At 66.8% G+C, this 17,769-nt stretch carries 2 protein-coding genes; both read left to right on the top strand.

All coding sequences use genetic code 11. The annotated features are described in order from the left end of the window. Positions 1 to 10: 10 nt before the first annotated feature. Positions 11 to 11,185, top strand: coding sequence for a non-ribosomal peptide synthase/polyketide synthase (locus tag AC3RCP_RS21910; protein ID WP_492571949.1), 11,175 nt, complete (start codon positions 11 to 13; stop codon positions 11,183 to 11,185). Continuing rightward, on the top strand, positions 11,185 to 17,766 hold the full coding sequence (locus AC3RCP_RS21905) for an amino acid adenylation domain-containing protein (protein WP_493149220.1): 6,582 nt from the start codon (positions 11,185 to 11,187) through the stop codon (positions 17,764 to 17,766). The genes AC3RCP_RS21910 and AC3RCP_RS21905 overlap by 1 nt, the downstream gene beginning before the upstream one ends. The last annotated feature ends 3 nt before the right edge of the window (positions 17,767 to 17,769 follow it).

Below are 17,769 nucleotides of genomic sequence, written 5' to 3'. Positions count from 1 at the left end.
ATGACCCCCGATGAATGCCGAAGACTCCTTGAAGCTCGCCCGTAGATTCATTGAACTGCCGCTGGAAAAGCGCCGGCTGTTCTTGAAGGCTCTGGACAAGGAAGGCGTCGACTTCTCTCTGCTGCCTATTCCCGCGGGGGTCGCAGTGCCTGACCGCCAGGCGTTGTCCTACGCGCAGCAGCGCATGTGGTTTCTCTGGCAACTGGACCCGCAGAGCGCGGCCTACAACCTGCCCAACGCGGTACGCCTGAGCGGGCCGCTGGATCGGGCGGTGCTGGCCCGGGCCTTCGACTGGCTGCTGGAGCGCCATGAAAGCCTGCGCACGGTGTTCCGCCTGGAGCAGGACGAGCCGCGGCAGGTCATCCTGACGACCCAGGTGAGCATCGATTACCAGGACCTGAGCGACCTTGACCCTGCGCTGCGCGAGGCCAGCGTGCGGCAACGGGCCGACGCCGAGGCGCGCCGGCCCTTCGATCTGCAGCAGGGGCCGCTGTTGCGGGTCTGTGTGCTGGGATTGGGGGAGCAGGAGCACGTCATGCTGCTGACCTTGCACCATATCGTCGCCGACGGCTGGTCCATGGGCGTGCTGATCGAGGAGTTCCTGCAAGCCTACGACGCGCTGCTCCAGGGCGCGGCGCCGAGTGCGCCGGCCCTGCCGATCCAGTACCGCGACTACGCCCTGTGGCAGCGCAGCTGGCTGGAGGCGGGGGAGCAGGAGCGGCAGCTGGCGTACTGGAGGGCCAAGCTCGGGGACGAGCATCCGGTGCTCAGGTTGCCCACCGATCATCCGCGCCAGGCCCATTCCAGCCGCCAGGGGCGGCGCCTGGACTTCGAGCTGGCGCCGGACCTGGCCCAGCAACTGGGTGCCCTGGCGCGACAGCAGGGGGTGACCCTGTTCGCTGTGCTGCTGGCCGGTTTCAAGCTGCTGCTGGCGCGCTACAGCGGCCAACAGGATATCCGCGTGGGCGTGCCTATCGCCAACCGCACGCGCCAGGAAGCCGAAGGGCTGATCGGCTTCTTCGTCAACACCCAGGTGCTGCGCAGCGAGTTGAGCCCGCACTTGACGGTGGAGCAACTGCTGGCGGATATCCGCGAGACCACCCTGGGCGCGCAGGCCCATCAGGAGCTGCCTTTCGAGCGGCTGGTGGAGGCCCTGCAACTCGAGCGCAGCCTGAGCCACAGCCCGCTGTTCCAGGTGCTCTACAACCACCAGCCGCAGGTCACCGAGCTGACCACCCTGCGCAGCCGCTCCGGTCTTGAGGTGCAGGCCCTGGCGCGCAACGAGCGCACGGTGCAGTTCGACCTGACCCTGGGCACCTTCGAGCGCGGTGGCCGGCTGCAGGCCGCCTTCACCTACGACTGCCAGCTGTTCGAGGAACAGACCGTCGAGCGCATGGCCGGCCACTGGCAGAACCTGCTGTGGGCGATGGTGCGTGAGCCGCGTTCGGCGATCGCCGAGCTGCCGCTGCTCAGCCCCGAGCAACGCCAGGCCACCCTGGCCCAGGGCGTCGGTGCGCATGAGGCGTTCGCCGCCGTTTCGGTGCTCGAGCTGTTCGCCGAGCAGGTGCGCGTACGGCCCGAGGCCCCGGCCCTGGTGTTCGGCGAGCAGTGCCTGAGTTACCGCCAGCTGGATCAGCGCGCCGCGCGCCTGGCCGCGGCCCTGGTACTGCGTGGCGTGGGCCCCGAGGGGCTGGTGGGGATCGCCGTGGAGCGCTCCCTGGAGATGGTGGTGGGCTTGCTGGCGGTGCTCAAGGCCGGCGGTGCCTATGTGCCGCTGGATGCCCAGTACCCCGAGCAACGCTTGCGCTACATGCTGCAAGACAGCGGCGTTACCCTGCTGCTGAGCGAGACCGCGGTGCAGGCGCGGCTGCCGCTGGCGGCCGGGGTCAGCGTGCTGTTGCTGGACCAGCCGGACAGCTGGGCGCCGGCCACCGGCCCGCAGGCGCCACTGCCGCGGGTCGAGGCCGGGCACCTGGCCTATTCGATCTACACCTCCGGTTCCACCGGGGCCGCCAAGGGCGTCACCATCACCCACGCAGCCCTGGCCAACTACGTGCAGGCGATCCTGGCGCGCCTGCCGCTGGGGGCCGCGCGCAACATGGCGGTGGTCTCCACCATTGCCGCCGACCTGGGGCATACCACGCTGTTTGGCGCCCTGTGCTCCGGCAGTTGCCTGCATGTGATCGACCTGGATACCGGCCTGGACGCCGAGGCCTTTTCGGCCTACCTGGACGCCCGGCAAATCGATGTGCTGAAGATCGTCCCTTCGCATTTGCAGGCGCTGATGAGCGGCGCGGAGCCGGCCCGTTCCCTGCCAAGGCAGTGCCTGGTGCTGGGCGGCGAAGCCTGCCCGGCGGCGCTGGTCAGAAAGATCGCGGTTCTGGCGCCGCAGTGCGCGGTGTTCAACCACTACGGCCCGACGGAAACCACGGTCGGCGCCCTGACCCTGGCCGCCGCTGCCGTGGATCAGGCCCTGGCGGTGGTGCCCCTGGGCCAGCCGCTGGCCAACGTTCGCGCCCGGGTGCTGGATGCCTCGTTGCAGCCCGTGGCGCCCGGCACCCCGGCCGAGCTGTACCTGGGGGGCGCCGGCCTGGCGCGGGGCTACCACCGCCGGCCGGCCTTGACCGCCGAGCGTTTCGTTCCCGACCCCTTCAGCGCCGACGGGCAGCGGCTGTACCGTACCGGTGACCTGGCGCGCTACCTCGATGGCGGGGTCATCGATTACCTGGGGCGCATCGATCACCAGGTGAAGATTCGCGGCTACCGCATCGAACTGGGGGAAATCACCGCGGCGCTCAAGCAGTTGCCGCAGGTCGAGGATGCCGTGGCCCAGGTGGTCAGCGTGGCGGATGAGCCGCAAGTGGCGGCGTATGTGGTGCTGGCCAAAGCCAGTGTCCAGGAGCCGGAAGCGGCCTGGCAGGAGATTCGTCGGCAGTTGGCGGTGGCGCTGCCCGACTACATGCTGCCGATGCATTTCGTGGCCCTGGAAGGCATGCCGTTGACCGCCAACGGCAAGCTCGACCTGCGGGCCTTGCCGCCGTTGCAGCAGCAGGCGCCGGTGGCGGTCTACGTTGCCCCGGTCAGCGAGTTGCAGCGGGGTATCGCGGCGATCTGGCAGGACGTGCTCAAGGTCGAGCGGGTGGGCCTGAGCGACAACTTCTTCGCCCTGGGCGGGCATTCGTTGCTGGCCACCCAGATCATTTCCCGGGTCCGCCGGCTGCTGGCGGCGGAGGTGCCGCTGCGGGTGCTGTTCGAGACCGCGCGCCTGGATGAGTTCGTCGAGCAGGTGCAGGCTTGCGCCGGCACGGGTTCGTTGTCGTTGATCGAGGCGCTAGGGCGCGACGAGCCATTGCCGGCGTCCCATGCCCAGCAGCGGCAGTGGCTGTTCTGGCAGATGCATCCCCAGAGCACCGCCTACCACACGCCGATCGTGGTCCGGCTCCAGGGGGCGCTGGACCGGCAGGCGCTGCAGCACAGCTTCGATGCCCTGGCCCGACGCCATGAAGCCTTCCGCACCACCTTTACCCAGCACCAGGACAGCCTGTGCCAGGTGGTGCACCCCCAGGGTGAAATTACCCTGGCCTGGGAACGCCTGGCCCCGGGACTGTCCCGCGAGGCAGTCGAGGCCAGGGCCCTGGAAGAAACCCAGGTGCTGTTCGACCTGGAGCACGGCCCCCTGTGCCGGGCCCGGGTGCTGCAGATCGCCGAGCAGGACTGCCTGCTGGTGGTGACCCTGCACCACATCATTTCCGATGGCGCCTCCATGAGTGTGCTGGCCCGGGAATTCGTCGCCCTCTACCGGGGGTTCATCCAGGGGCAGGCGCCGCGGTTCGATGAACTGAGCGTGCAGTACGCCGACTACGCCAGCTGGCACCGGGCCTGGCTCGAGCAGGGCGAGCAGCAGCGGCAACTGGATTACTGGCGCGAGCAGCTGGGGCTGGAGCACCCGGTGCTGGAACTGCCGGTGGACTATCCGCGCCAGGCCCTGGTGAGCCATCGCCAGGAGCGCCTGGGTTTACGCCTGCCGCTGGACCTGGAGCAGGGCCTGCGGCGCCTGGCGCGCGAGCATGACATGACCCTGTTCCAGCTGTTCCTTGGCTCGTTCGCCCTGTTGCTGCACCGCTATTGCGATCAGCCCGATATCCGTATCGGCGTGCCGGTCAGCAACCGTCGCCACCAGGAAATGGAAGGCGTGATGGGATTCTTCGTCAACACCCTGGTGATGCGCGTCGACCTGGCGCCGAACCTGGCGGTGGGGCAGTTGCTGCGTCAGGTCAAGGCCACGGCCCTGGCTGCCCAGGCCCATCAGGACCTGCCGTTCGATCGCCTGGTGGATGCGCTCAAGCCCCAGCGCGCACTGGACCAGAACCCGCTGTTCCAGGTGATGTACAACCACCTGAGCATTGCCGGGGAAAGCGCCGACGGCGCCAGCCTGCCGGGCCTGCAGGCCGAGGAGATGGTCCTGCAGGGCGGTACCGCGCAATTCGACCTGACCCTGGAAACCCTGGAGACCGACGCCGGGATCACTGCGTCGTTCATCTATGCCGCTGAGTTGTTCGAGGTGTCGACCATCGAGGGTTTCGCCGATCACTGGCGCAACCTGCTGCAAGGCATGCTCGAACCGCAACAGGCGATTGGCGAGCTGCCGATGCTGGGCCGGGAGGAGCAGGGGCGGATTCGCCAGGACTGGGATCACACTGATGTGGTCTATCCCACCCAGCGTTTTGTCCACCAGCTGTTCGCCGACCAGGCGGCCAGGGCGCCGGAGGCGCCGGCGGTGTTGTTCGCCGAACAGCGCCTGAGCTATCGCGAGCTGGACATTCAGGCCAACCAGCTGGCGCACAAGCTGATCGAGCTGGGCGTCGGCCCGGAAGTGCGGGTGGCCATCGCCATGCCGCGTTGCGCGGAAATCATGGTGGCCTTCCTGGCGGTGCTCAAGGCGGGCGGAGTTTATGTGCCGCTGGACATCGAGTACCCCCAGGACCGCCTGCGCTACATGATGCAGGACAGCGGCGCGTGGCTGCTGTTGACCCAGAGCCATCTGCTGGACCGCCTGCCGATCCCGGACGGTTTGCCGACCCTCAGCGTCGAAGGCGCGGCTGATTTCGCGGCTTACCCGACGACCAGCCCGGAGGTGACCCTGGCCGAGGAAAACCTCGCCTATGTGATCTACACCTCCGGTTCCACCGGCCTGCCCAAGGGCGTGGCGGTGTCCCATGGCCCGCTGGCGATGCACAGCCTGGCCACCGGCGAGCGTTATGAAATGAGCCCGGCGGACTGCGAGCTGCACTTTATGTCCTTCGCTTTCGACGGTTCCCATGAAGGCTGGATGCACCCGCTGATCTACGGCGCCAGCGTATTGATCCGCGACGACAGCCTGTGGTCGCCGGAATACACCTACGAACAGATGCATCGCTACGGTGTCACCGTGGGCGTGTTCCCACCGGTGTACCTGCAACAACTGGCGGTGCACGCCGAGCGTGACGGCAATCCGCCGGCGGTGCGGGTCTATTGCTTCGGCGGCGACGCAGTGCCCCAGGCCAGCTACGACCTGGCCTGGCGGGTGCTGCGGCCGAAGTACATCTTCAACGGCTACGGCCCGACCGAAACCGTGGTCACCCCGCTGATCTGGAAGGCCAAGGCCGGTGATCCGTGCGATGCGGCCTATGCGCCGATCGGCAATATCGTTGGCAACCGCAGCGCCTACGTGGCCGATGCCAACCTCAATCTGTTGCCGGTTGGCGTGGCGGGCGAGCTTTACCTGGGTGGCCTGGGCGTGGCCCGGGGTTACCTGGATCGGCCAGGGCTGACAGCGGAACGCTTTATTCCCGACCCTTACAGCACCAGCGGGGCGCGGCTGTACCGCAGCGGCGACCTGACCCGCTATCGCACCGATGGCTTGGTGGAATACGTCGGCCGTGTCGACCATCAGGTCAAGGTGCGCGGCTTCCGTATCGAACTGGGCGAGATCGAAGCGCGCTTGCTGGAACAGGAGCCGGTGCTGGAAGTGGCGGTGATCGCCCAGCCAGGGCCGAGCGGCCAGCAACTGGTGGGTTATATCGTGCCGGTGGACGCCGACGTGGCGCACAGTGCCGAACGCCAGGCGCAACTGCGGGAAAGCATCAAGGGTCGTCTGCGAGAGAGCCTGCCGGACTACATGGTGCCGACCTACCTGCTGTTCCTCGAAGCATTGCCGCTGACACCGAACGGCAAGCTGGATCGCAAGTCGCTGCCGAAAGTCGATGCACAGTTGATGCAGCAGACCTATGTGGCGCCGCAAAACGACCTGGAGCAACAGATCGCGGCGATCTGGGCCGATGTGCTGAAGCTGGAACAGGTGGGCGTCACCGACAACTTCTTCGAGCTGGGCGGCGACTCGATCATCTCGATCCAGGTGGTCAGCCGCGCGCGGCAGGCCGGTATCCGTTTCACCCCGAAAGACCTGTTCCAGCACCAGACGGTGCAAGGACTGGCCACGGTGGCGGAGCAGGGCGAGGGCGGCTTGCAGATCGACCAGGGCCCGGTGCGTGGCCAGATGGCGCTGCTACCGATCCAGCAGTGGTTCTTCGACACCCCGGTGCCGGAGCGTCAGCACTGGAACCAGTCGGTGTTGCTCAAGCCGCTGAAAGCCCTGAGTGCCAAGGCGCTGGAGCATGCCTTGCACGCCTTGCTCGAACACCACGACGGCCTGCGCCTGAATTTTGTCGAAGCGGGCGCAGCCTGGAGCGCGACTTATGCGCCGTCGGCGCCGGTGACTTCGGCGCCGTTGGCCGCGATGCAAGCCGATGCGCTGCTGTGGCTGGTGGACGACGCCACTGAGGATTCACTGCAAACGCTGTGCGACGCGGCGCAACGCAGCCTCAATCTGCAACAGGGGCCTTTGCTGCGCGCCGTGCTCTTCACTTTGCAGGACGGCAGCCAGCGTCTGCTGCTGGCGATCCATCACCTGGTGGTGGACGGCGTGTCCTGGCGGGTGCTGCTGGAAGACCTGCATCGGGCCCTGGTGCAGCAAGCGGCCGGGCAAGCCATCCGGCTGCCGGCCAAGACCAGCTCGACCCAGGCCTGGGCCGGGCAGTTGCAAGCCTATGCCAGCAGCACGGCGCTGCAGCAGGAGCTGGGTTACTGGCAGGCGCAGTTGCAGGGCGTCGAGTCGGGCCTGCCCTGCGACCGGGTAACGGACCGGGTGGCGATCAAGGATGCCCTGAGCGTCAGCACCGAGCTGGATCAGGCCTACACCCAGCGCCTGCTGCAGGATGCCCCGGCGGCCTACCGCACCCAGATCAACGACCTGTTGCTGACGGCATTGGCGCGGGTCATCACCCGCTGGACCGGCGAGGCCAACGCCCTGGTGCAACTGGAAGGCCATGGCCGCGAAGAGCTGTTCGACAGCATCGACCTGAGCCGCACTGTGGGTTGGTTCACCAGTGTGTTCCCGGTCAAGCTGACACCGCAGGCGGCCCTGGCCGACTCGATCAAGCAGATCAAGGAACAACTGCGCGCGGTGCCGAACAAAGGCATCGGCTTCGGCGCCCTGCGTTACCTGGGGGATGCCAATGCCCAGGCAACCCTCGCGGCCCTGGCGGTGCCGCGCATCACCTTCAACTACCTGGGCCAGTTCGACGCCAGCTTCGACGAGCCGGATGCCTGGTTTGCCCCAAGCGCCGAAGCCAAGGGCCAAGACCAGAGTGCCGAGGCGCCGCTGGGCAACTGGCTGAGCATCAATGGCCAGGTCTATGGCGGTCAGTTGAAGCTGGGCTGGAGCTTCAGCCAGACAATGTTCGAGCGCTCGACCATCCAGCGCCTGGCGGATGACTATGCCGAGGAACTCAAGGCGCTGATCGAGCATTGCAGCCAGCCGCAGCACCGTGGCGTGACACCGTCGGACTTCCCGCTGGCGGGACTGAGCCAGCAGCAACTGGATCGCCTGCCGCTGTCCCTGGCCCAGGTCGAGGACCTCTACCCGCTGTCGCCGATGCAGCAGGGCATGCTGTTCCATACCCTGTACGAGCAGCAGGGCGGCGATTACATCAACCAGCTGCGGGTGGATGTGGACGGGCTCGATCCCGAGCGCTTCCAGCAGGCTTGGCAAGAGGCCATCGACCGTCACGATATCCTGCGCAGCGGTTTCCTCTGGCAGGGCGAGTTGCCGGCGCCGATCCAGGTGGTGCACAAGCGCATCGCCCTGGATTGTGTCGAGCATGACTGGCGTGCCGTGGCATCGGCGGCCGAGGACCTGGACGCCCTGGCCGAGCAGGAGCGCCAGCGCGGTTTCGACCTAGCGGCGGCGCCGTTGCTGCGCCTGACCCTGGTACGGATCGACGACCAGCGTTATCACCTGATCTACACCAACCATCACATCCTCATGGACGGCTGGAGCAACTCGCGGCTGTTGGGCGAAGTGCTGCAACGTTACTCGGGGCAATCGGCGGGGGCGGCGCCTGGCCGCTATCGCGACTACATCGCCTGGTTGCAGCGCCAGGATGCCCAGGTCGGCGAGGCCTTCTGGAAAGAGCAACTGGCGGCCCTGGACGAGCCGACCCGCCTGGCCCAGGCCATCGGCCGCAGCGGGCCAAGCACCCTGGACAAAGGCCATGGGGCTTACCAGCAGCAGTTGGACGAGCAGCAGACCCGGCGCTTGAGCGAGTTCGCCCGCCAGCAGAAGGTCACGGTCAACACCCTGGTGCAAGCCGCCTGGCTGTTGTTGCTGCAACGCTACACCGGGCAGGACACGGTGGTGTTCGGCGCCACGGTGTCCGGGCGTCCCGCGGAACTCAAAGGCGTGGAGCAGCAGATCGGCCTGTTTATCAACACCCTGCCGGTGGTGGCCTCGCCGCGTCCGGACATGGCCGCCAGCGCCTGGCTGCAGCTGGTGCAGGAACGCAACCTGGCCCTGCGCGACTTTGAACATACGCCGCTGTATGACGTGCAGCGCTGGGCCGGCCTGGGGGGCGAAGCCCTGTTCGACAACATCCTGGTGTTCGAGAACTACCCGGTGTCCGAAGCACTGGCACAAGGCGCTCCGGCGCAGTTGAGCTTCGGCGTGGCGGCCAACCACGAGCAGACCAACTACCCGTTGACCCTGTCGGTCTACCTGGGGCAGACCCTGGCCTTCGACTACAGCTATGCCCGCGAGCATTTTGCCCAGGCGGACATCCAGCAACTGGCCGGCTACCTGGAGCAACTGCTCATGGGCATGCTGGCGAGCCCGCAGGGCAGCCTCGGCGAGCTGTCGTTGCTTGGCGCCACCGAGCGTCGGCTGATCGACGAGCAGCGCGGCCGGACCCCGGCGCGGGACCTGGCGTCGCAGTCTGTCCATCAGTTGATCGAGGCCCAGGCCCAGCGTACCCCGGATGCCGTGGCACTGCTGTGTGATGGCCAGCAACTGAGCTACAGCCAGTTCAACCAGCGGGCCAACCAACTGGCGCACAAGCTGATCGAGCAGGGCATCGGTCCGGATGTCCGGGTCGGTATCGCCGTGGAGCGCGGGCTGGACATGATTGTCGGCCTGCTGGCGGTGCTCAAGGCCGGTGGCGCCTACGTGCCGCTGGACCCGGAATACCCCCAGGACCGCCTGCACTACATGATGCAGGACAGCGGCATCCAGCTCTTGCTGACCCAGGCGCCACTGCTTGAACGCTTGAAGGACGGCGTAGCGGTGCCGCACCTGTGCCTGGACTCGCATGAGCACAGCCTGCGCGGCTACCCCCTGGACAATCCGCGCTCGCGGGCCGAGGCCGGCAACCTGGCGTACGTGATGTACACCTCCGGTTCCACCGGGCGGCCCAAGGGCGTGGATATCAGCCACGCTGCCTTGAGCCGGCACGCCCAGGTTTCCCGGGATTATTTCAAGATGACCGCCGAGGACCGCGGGCTGCAGTTCTCCACCTTCAACTTCGACGCCTTCGTCGAGCAGCTGTACCCGGCGCTGATCTGCGGCGCCTCGGTGGTGATCCGTGGCAAGGACCTGTGGGACAGCGAGACCTTCTACCGTGAGCTGATCGGGCAGGGCATCAGCATCGTCGACTTGAGCACCGCCTACTGGTTCATGCTCGGCAAGGATTACGCCAGCCGCGAACCCCGGGACTTCGGGCGCCTGCGCCAGCTCAACCTGGGCGGCGAAGCCATGGCGGCGGAAGGCGTGGCCGCCTGGAAAAAGGCCGGGTTGAAGGACGTTTGCCTGCTCAATACCTACGGGCCCACCGAGGCCACGGTGAGTGTCACCGCCCATGACTGCAGCCGCTACCTGCGGGACGACGCAACCCTGCCGAGCCAGATCCCCCTGGGCAAGGGCCTGCCGGGCCGTTCCATCTACCTGCTGGACAACAGCGGCAACCTGACCCTCAAGGGCGCCACCGGCGAGCTGATGATCGGCGGCGAGCTGCTGGCCCGGGGTTACCACGATCGCCCAGGTCTCACGGCGGAGCGTTTCATCCCCGACCCGTTCAGCCAGGACGGCGGGCGCCTGTATCGCTCCGGTGACCTGGCGCGCTACGACGCCGAGGGCGTGATCGATTACGCCGGGCGTATCGACCACCAAGTGAAGATCCGCGGTTTCCGCATCGAGCTGGGCGAGATCGAAGCGCGCCTGCTGGAACAGCCCCAGGTGCGTGAAGCCGTGGTGCTGGCCCAGGAGGGGGCGGGTGGTCCGCAGTTGGTGGCCTATCTGGTCGCCGCCGAGGGCATGTTGGCGCAGCGCTCGGAACAAAACAGCCAGGACGACCAGGCCCGGTTGCGCGACGAGTTGAAAGCGGCGCTCAAGGCCGTGCTGCCGGACTACATGCTGCCGGCGCACCTGCTGTTCCTGGAAACGCTGCCGCTGAGCCCCAACGGCAAGCTGGACCGCAAGGCCCTGCCCAAGGCCGACGCCAGCCTGTTGCAGCAGGCCTATGTCGCGCCGCAGAGCGAGCTGGAACAACAGGTCGCGGCGATCTGGGCCGAGGTGCTCGAAGTCGAGCGAGTGGGCATGAACGATAACTTCTTTGAATCAGGTGGGCATTCCTTGTTGGTAACCGCGATGGTCTCTCGAGTCCAGCTCAAGCTTGGGCGTCAAGTCAGTGTGCAGATGGCGTTCGAATTTCCAACCCTGGGGCTGTTCGTCAGCCAGTTGCAGCAGGCCCCGGGCCAGGCGCAGGGCACCGACCTGAGTGCGCTGGCGCTGTTGCTCGACGAAATGGAGGCCGTGTAATGGATAACGCCACCGCGCTGAAGATTGTCAAAGGCTTCATCCTGCTGCCGCTGGAGAAGCGCAAGGTCTACCTGCAGAAGATGCTGGAGCAGGGCATTTCCCCGGCCAACCTGCCGATTCCGCAGGTGCGCCTGGGCCAGGCGCGCCTGCCGCTTTCCTATGCCCAGCAACGCCAGTGGTTTCTCTGGCAACTGGCGCCGGACAGCGCCGCCTATCACATCCCCAAGGCCCTGCGCCTGCGTGGCCGGCTGGACGTGGAGGCCTTGCAGCGCAGCTTCGACACACTGATTGCCCGCCATGAAAGCCTGCGCACGCATTTCGTCGAGGACGCCGACGCGGCGGTGCAAGTGGTGCTGCCCGAGGTGCGCCTGGAAATCGCCCGCCAGTCGTTGCCGGCCATGGCCGATGAACGCGAGATCGATACCGCGGTGCAGGGCTTCGTGCAAGCCCAGACCCGGCAGCTGTTCGATCTGTTGCAAGGGCCTCTGCTCAGGGTCGGCCTGTTGCGGGTGGCCGAGGACGACCATGTGCTGGTCCTGACCCAGCACCATATCGTTTCCGATGGCTGGTCGATGCAGGTCATGGTGGATGAGCTGATGAGCCTCTACATCGGCTACAGCCAGGGGCAACAGCCCCAGCTGCCGCCGCTGCCGATCCACTACGCCGACTACGCCATCTGGCAGCGCAACTGGATGGAAGCCGGTGAGAAGGAGCGGCAACTGGCCTACTGGACGGTGCAGCTGGGGGGCGAGCAGCCCCTGCTGGAGCTGCCGCTGGACCGTCCGCGTCCGGCCGTCCAGAGCCATCGCGGCGCGCGCCTGGAGCTGATCCTGGAGCAGCCGTTGAGTGAAGCCCTGGGCAGCCTGGCCCAGCGTGAAGGGGTGACCCTGTTCATGCTGTTGCTGGCCTCGTTCCAGGTTCTGCTGCACCGCTACAGCGGCCAGGCCGATATCCGCGTCGGCGTGCCCATCGCCAACCGCAACCGGGTCGAGACCGAGCGCCTGATCGGCTTCTTCGTCAATACCCAGGTGCTCAAGGCCGAGATCGACGGGCAGATGTCCGTAAGCCAGCTGTTGCAGCAGGTGCGGCAAACCGCCCTGGCGGCCCAGGCGCACCAGGACCTGCCTTTCGAGCAATTGGTGGAGGCGCTGCAACCGGAGCGCAGCCTGAGCCACAACCCGCTGTTCCAGGTGATGTTCAACCATCAGATCGAGGCCGCGGCTCCAACCGGCGCCCTCAGCCTGCCGGGCCTGAGCATCGAAGCCCTGGACTCGGCGGGGCAGTCGGCGCAGTTCGACCTGACCCTGGACACCGTCGAGACCCAGGGCCGGATCGCCGCCGCGCTGATCTATGCGACCGACGTATTCGATGCCGCGACCATCGAGCAGATGGCCGGCCACTGGCGCCAGTTGCTGCAGGGCATGGTCCACCAGCCCGAGCAGCGCATTGGCCTGTTGCCGATGCTCGACGCCGGGGAGCAGGCGCGGATCGTGGCTCAGTGGAATCCGCCGCCGCAGGCATTCCCCTCGACGGCCTGCGTGCACCAGCTGATCGAGGCGCAGGCGGCGCAGGCGCCCGAGGCCATCGCCCTGACGTTCCAGGGGCAGCACCTGGACTACCGGCAGCTCAATGAACGGGCCAACCGCCTGGCGCACAAACTCATCGAGCAGGGCGTGGGGCCCAATGTGCTGGTGGGGCTGGCGGCGGAGCGTGGCCTGGAGATGCTGATCGGCCTGCTGGCGATCCTCAAGGCCGGCGGTGCCTATGTGCCGCTGGACCCGGCCTATCCCCAGGACCGCTTGCAACACATGATGCAGGACAGCGGCATCAGGCTGCTGCTGACCCAGGCGTCTCTGCGGCAGGGGCTGCCGGCATTTGCCGGCAGCACCCTGTTGCTCGAGCAGCCACTTGCGGACTACGGGGTGCACAACCCCGAGGTCGGGGTGACCCCGCAGGACCTGGCCTATGTGATCTATACCTCCGGCTCTACCGGCAAGCCCAAGGGCACCTTGCAGACCCATCACAACGTGCTGCGGCTGTTCGCGGCGACCGCCGACTGGTTCCGCTTCGGCCCGCGGGATGTCTGGAGCCTGTTCCATTCCTATGCTTTCGACTTCTCCGTATGGGAGATCTTTGGCGCCCTGATGCATGGCGGGCGCCTGTTGATCGTGCCCCAGGAGGTGGCGCGTTCGGCCCAGGACTTTTACCCGCTGCTCTGCGCCGAAGGGGTCACGGTGCTCAACCAGACGCCGTCGGCCTTCCGCCAGTTGATGCACGTGGCCTGCGCCGCCGAGCAGGGGCATGCGCTGCGCTACATCGTGTTCGGCGGCGAGGCCCTGGAGGTCAATACCCTGCAACCCTGGTTCCAGCGTTTCGGCGACCGCCAGCCGCAGCTGGTGAACATGTACGGCATCACCGAAACCACGGTGCACGTCACCTACCGTCCGCTGTCCCGGGCGGACTTGACGCTGGCGGGGGCCAGCCCGATCGGCGAGCTGATCCCCGACATGTCCTGGTACCTGCTGGACGGCAACCTGCAACCGGTGCCAAAGGGCTGCATCGGTGAGCTGTATGTCGGGCGCGCCGGGCTGGCCTGGGGCTACCTGAACCGCGGCGACCTGAGCGCCGCGCGGTTTGTCCCGGACCCCTTCGGCGAGGCGGGCGAGCGCCTGTACCGTACCGGCGATCTGGCGCGTTACCAGGCCGATGGTTCGATCGGCTACATCGGCCGCATCGACCATCAGGTGAAGATCCGCGGTTTCCGCATCGAGCTGGGCGAGATCGAAGCGCGCCTGCTGGAACTGCCGACGGTGCGCGAGGCGGTGGTCCAGGCCCAGGAAGGGCCGGACGGTCCGCAGTTGGTGGCTTATGTGGTGCCGGCCGGCCTGGACTGGAATGACGCGGCCCTGGCCGACGCGCAACTGACCCTGCGCGAACACCTCAAGGCCGGGTTGCGCGAGCACCTGCCGGCGTACATGGTGCCGGCCCACCTGCTGTTCCTGGCGGCCTTGCCCCTGACGGCCAACGGCAAGCTCAATCGCGACGCCTTGCCCGCCGTCGACAGCGGCTTGCTGCAGCGCGCCCATGTGGCCCCGCGCACCGAACTTGAGGCGCAGGTGGCCGGGATCTGGGCCCAGGTGCTGAAGCTGGAGCAGGTCGGCCTGAGCGACAACTTCTTCGAACTCGGCGGCCACTCGCTGCTCGCCACCCAGGTGATGTCGCGGCTGCGCCAGGACCTGGGCATCGAGGCGCCGCTCAAGCGGCTCTTCGAGGGCGAGTCGCTGGAAGACTTCGTGCGCCTGCTGGGAGCTGATACCTCGACAGCGCTGGAAGCGATTCCCCTGGTGGATCGCCAGCAGCCCCTGGCGGTCTCCTATGCCCAGGAGCGCCAGTGGTTCCTCTGGCAGCTGGACGCCGACAGCAGCGCCTACCACATCCCCATGGCCTTGCGCCTGCGCGGCGCCCTGGATGAGGCGGCGTTGCAGAGCAGCTTCGATGCCCTGATCGCGCGCCATGAAACCCTGCGCACGCGCTTTGTCGAGGGGCCCCAGGGCCTGACCCAGGTGATCGAGGCCCAGGCCCGCTTGCAGATCGACCGGCAGGATCTGTCCCTGCTGGTGGAACCCGGCAACGCCGAGCAATTGATCGAGCAGGTGCTCGAGGCCCAGGTACGCCAGGCCTTCGACCTGCGCCAGGGGCCTTTGCTGCGGGCCACCTTGGTGCGCCTGGCGGCGGACGAGCATGTGCTGGTGCTGGTGCAGCACCATATCGTCTCCGATGGCTGGTCGATGCAACTGATGGTGGAGGAACTGATCCAGCTGTATGGCGCCCATGCCCAGGGGCAGCCGGCCGAGTTGCCGGCGCTGGCGGTGCAGTACGCGGACTACGCGGCCTGGCAGCGGCAGTGGATGGACGCCGGCGAACGCGAGCGGCAGCTGGGCTACTGGCTGCAACAACTGGAAGGCGGCACCCAGGTGCTGGACCTGCCACTGGACCATCCGCGTCCGTTGCAGCAAAGCCACCGCGGCGCGCGCCTGGGCATCAGCCTGGACGGCGCGTTGCCGGGCGCCTTGAAACAACTGGCGCAGCGCGAAGGGGTGACCCTGTTCATGCTGTTGCTGGCGTCGTTCCAGGTGCTGTTGCACCGCTACAGCGGCCAGGCCGATATCCGCGTCGGCGTGCCCACCGCCAACCGCAACCGGGTCGAGACCGAGCGCCTGATCGGCTTCTTCGTCAACACCCAGGTGCTCAAGGCCGAGGTCGACGGGCAATCGAGCTTCAGCGACTTCCTCGCTCAGGTCAAAGGCCGGGCCCTGGAAGCCCAGGAGCATCAGGACCTGCCTTTCGAACAGTTGGTGGAGGCCCTGAACCCGGAGCGCAGCCTGAGCTACAGCCCGTTGTTCCAGGTGCTGTTCAACCATCAGGCGGCCGCCCGCCAGGGCGCCCGGGGCCTGGTGGTTCCCGGCTTGCGGGTGGAGATGCTCAGCGGCGAGGAGAGCAGTACCCAGTTCGACCTGAGCCTGGACACCTTCGAGTCCGACGATGGCCTCTGGGCGTCCATGACCTACGCCACTGACTTGTTCGAATCCTCGACCATCGAGCGTCTGGCCCAGTCCTGGGTGCAGTTGCTGCAGGGCATTGTCCAGCAGCCCCGGCAACGCCTGGGGGACTTGCCGCTGCTGGCGGCCTCCGAGCAGAACAAGCTGCTGCATGAGTGGGCCCCGGCCTCGGTCCAGTTGCCGAGCGAGCACTGCGTGCATCAACTGGTCGAGGCCCAGGCGCGGAAAACCCCCGAAGCCGCAGCCCTGCTGTTCGCCGGACAAAGCCTGGACTACCAGACACTCAATGCCCGGGCCAACCGCCTGGCGCACAAGCTGATCGAGCTGGGCGTCGGGCCGGAAGTGCGGGTCGGCGTGGCCTTGCAGCGCACTCCGGAAATGGTCGTGGCCCTGCTGGCGGTGCTCAAGGCCGGTGGCGCCTACGTGCCGCTGGACCCGGATTATCCACAGGATCGCCTGGCCCATATGCTATGCGACAGTCAGGCGCAGATCCTCCTCACTGAAAGCGCATTGCTGTCGCTGCTGCCTTCCGTGGAGTCCCTGCAAACCCTGCAACTGGATGCCCAGCCGGGCTGGCTGGACGGCTATTCGCCGGACAACCCGGCGCCGCGAGCGACCGCGGACAACCTGGCCTATGTGATCTACACCTCGGGCTCCACCGGCCTGCCCAAGGGCGTGGCGATTGCCCATCGCAACGTGCTGGCGCTGATCGACTGGTCGAGCCGGGTGTACTCGGCCGATGACCTGCAAGGGGTGTTGGCCTCGACTTCGATCTGCTTCGACCTGTCGGTGTGGGAGCTGTTCGTCACCCTGTCCAGCGGCGGTTTTGTCGTCCTGGCGCGTAATGCCCTGGAACTGCCGGAACTGGTGGACCGCGATCGGGTGCGCCTGATCAACACCGTGCCGTCGGCGATTGCCGCCTTGCAACGCAGCGGGCAGATTCCGCCCGGCGTGCGGATCATCAACCTGGCGGGCGAGCCGCTGAAGCAGGCGCTGGTGGACACCCTGTACCAGCAGCCGGGGCTGATGCATGTCTACGACCTGTATGGCCCGTCGGAAGACACCACCTACTCCACCTATACCCGTCGCGAGGCCGGTGGCCAGGCCAATATCGGCCGTGCCATCAGCAATACCCAGAGCTATATCTTGAGCCCGGATTTGCAGGCGGTGCCGGTGGGCAGCGCTGGCGAGCTCTATCTGGCCGGGGCCGGGGTGACCCGTGGTTACCTGGCACGTCCGGGGCTGACCGCCGAGAAGTTCCTGCCCAATCCGTTCTCCAGCGACGGTGGCCGGGTGTACCGCACCGGCGACCTGACCCGCTACCGCGCCGACGGGGTGATCGAGTACATCGGCCGTATCGACCATCAGGTGAAGATCCGCGGTTTTCGTATCGAGCTGGGTGAAATCGAAGCGCGGCTGGTGCAGCAGGCCGCGGTGCGCGAGGCCTTTGTCCTGGCCCAGGATGGCGACAACGGCCAGCAGCTGGTGGCCTATATCGTGCCGAGCGAAACCACCGAGGCTATCGAGGCCCAGGCCACGCTCCGGGAAGACATCAAGGCGGCCCTGAAAGAACATCTGCCGGACTACATGGTGCCGACCTACCTGCTGTTCCTCGAAGCGTTGCCGCTGACGCCGAACGGCAAGCTCGACCGCAAGGCCCTGCCCAAGGTCGACGCGCAGTTGATGCAGCAGGTCTATGTGGCGCCGCAGAGCGAGCTGGAGCAGCAGGTCGCGGCGATCTGGGCCGATGTGCTGAAACTGGACCGGGTAGGCCTGAGCGACAACTTCTTCGAACTGGGCGGCCATTCCTTGCTGGTGGCCCAGGTCGTGACCCGGGTCAAGCAGCAGTTTGGCGTGGATATGCCGATCAAGTCGTTGTTCGGCGCGGAGAGCCTGTCGGCCTTTGTCGAGAAGGTTCAGGCCCTGCGGGAAACAACCTCGTCCCTGCAGGATGAATTGGCTAAATCTTTGGAGGCCCTCAAACGTTTATCTCCTGATGATCTTGAAAAAATAATTTCTTAGGAG

This window comes from Pseudomonas sp. GW822-FHT05A08, from assembly GCF_058800485.1.
This window is presented reverse-complemented; position numbering and strand designations above follow the sequence as displayed.

Bases quoted from the DNA above. Each gene is read 5' to 3' on its own strand.
- AC3RCP_RS21910 (WP_492571949.1), top strand. From the start codon at position 11: ATGAATGCCGAAGACTCCTTGAAGCTCGCCCGTAGATTCATTGAACTG.
- AC3RCP_RS21905 (WP_493149220.1), top strand. From the start codon at position 11,185: ATGGATAACGCCACCGCGCTGAAGATTGTCAAAGGCTTCATCCTGCTG.